The sequence below is a fragment of the Pseudofrankia sp. EUN1h genome, from assembly GCF_001854645.1.
GTDB lineage: Bacteria > Actinomycetota > Actinomycetes > Frankiales > Frankiaceae > Pseudofrankia > Pseudofrankia saprophytica.
This window is the reverse complement of sequence record NZ_MBLN01000035.1, coordinates 1-1,691: the sequence shown is the minus strand read 5'-3', so window position 1 is coordinate 1,691 and position 1,691 is coordinate 1. Positions and strand designations below refer to the sequence as shown.

The following is a 1,691-nucleotide window of genomic DNA, read 5'->3' as shown; positions in this document are numbered from 1 at the left end:
GGACATCGCGGCGGCCACCTCGTTCCTGTGCCGCGACGAGGCCAGCTACATCACCGGCCAGATCATCGGCGTCAACGGCGGCCGCAACACCTAGGACGCCGTCCCCGGCTTCGGCTGGGTCGCGGTCGTCGGCCGCTGGGGCAGTCGGTGCTGGGGCAGTCGGTAAGGACATCGGCGTCCACTGGAGGTTGTCGTGGGAAGGCTGGACGGCAAGGTCGCGATCGTCACGGGTGCCGGGTCCGGGATCGGGAAGGCGTCCGCGCTGCTGTTCGCGGCCGAGGGCGCCAAGGTCGTGTGCGCGGACCTGAACGGCTCCGAGAAGGACACGGCCGCGCAGATCGGCGCGGGCGCGGTGGCGGTGGCGGTGGACGTGGCCGTGGCCGCCGAGGTCCAGAACATGGTCGAGACGGCGGAGCGCGAGTTCGGCCGGCTCGACGTGCTGTTCAACAACGCCGGCATCTCCGGCCCGTTCGGGCCGATCCACGAGCTCGACGAGGAGACGCTCGACCGCCTCCTCGCGGTGAACATCAAGGGCGTCTTCCTCGGCATCAAGTACGCCGTCCCCGTGATGCTGCGGACCGGCGGTGGCTCGATCATCAACACGGCGTCGAACGCCGGGATGGTCGGCTGGAAGGGCAAGGGCGGCTACTCGGCGGCCAAGGGCGGCGTCGTGCTGCTCACCAAGTCGGCGGCCCTCGACTACGCGAAGTCCGGCATCCGGGTCAACGCGGTCTGCCCGGGCATGACCTGGACCGGCATGGCCGCCGCCCAGGCCGGTCCCACGCCGCCCGCGGACATCAAGGTGCCGAACCCGATGGCCCGGTTCGCCAGTCCGGAGGAGCTCGCCGCGGCGGCGCTCTTCCTGGCCAGTGACGAGTCCTCGTTCATGACCGGCGTGGCCATGCCGGTCGACGGCGGCTACGTCGCGCGCTGACGACGACGTTGACTGTTGAGCCTTGCATCACCACTGTGGGCGCCGTGCCTCGCCGGTCCGATAGGGCTGGATGGGGAAGGTTCCTTTACCAAGGAGGTTCGCGGTAGTGACCGAGCGACGGACAGCGGTCGTCACCGGCGGCGGGTCGGGCATCGGGCGGGCGATCTCGCTGCGGCTCGCCGAGGACGGCCTCGCGGTCGCCGTCCTCGACCTGAACGCCGAGGCAGCCGAGCAGGTGGCCGAGGAGGCGCGCAAGAACGGCGGGGAGGCGATCGCCCTCGGCAGCGTCGACGTGTCGAGCCGTGAGCAGGTGAACGCGGCGATGGACCGCGCCCGCGAGGCATACGGCCCGGTGCTGGTGCTCGTCAACAACGCAGGCCTCACCGCCAGCAACAAGTTCCTGAAGATCAGCGATGACCTGTGGGACAAGATGCTCAAGGTGAACCTGAGCGGGCCGTTCTACTGCTGCCAGGCGGTCGTGCCCGACATGACCGCGGCGGGCTGGGGCCGGATCGTGAACATCTCGTCTTCCAGCGCCCAGGGCGGCCAGGCGTTCATGGTGCACTACGTGTCGTCCAAGGCCGGGCTGATYGGCTTCACCAAGGCGCTGGCCCTGGAGCTGGGGCCCAGCGGCATCACCGTGAACACGATCCCGCCCGGTTTCGTCGACACCCCGATGCTGCGCAGGTCCGAGGAGAAGGGCTACCTCGGCACCTCGGTCGAGGAGCACGCCACCAGGGTCCCGGTCCGCCGGGCG

The 1,691-nt window shown here is 70.1% G+C and carries 3 protein-coding genes; all 3 read left to right on the top strand.

The genetic code is table 11. The features are described from left to right. Positions 1 to 94, top strand: a 94-nt coding sequence (locus BCD49_RS42050; protein WP_116439375.1) for an SDR family oxidoreductase, incomplete at its 5' end; no start/stop codon positions are given. 99 nt (positions 95 to 193) lie between these two features. After that, positions 194 to 934 carry an SDR family NAD(P)-dependent oxidoreductase gene (locus BCD49_RS08195; RefSeq protein WP_007509861.1) on the top strand — a complete coding sequence of 247 codons (741 nt, stop codon included), beginning with the start codon at positions 194 to 196 and terminating at the stop codon, positions 932 to 934. 106 nt (positions 935 to 1,040) lie between these two features. Further along, on the top strand, positions 1,041 to 1,691 hold a 651-nt coding region (locus tag BCD49_RS08190; protein WP_071041347.1), incomplete at its 3' end, for an SDR family NAD(P)-dependent oxidoreductase.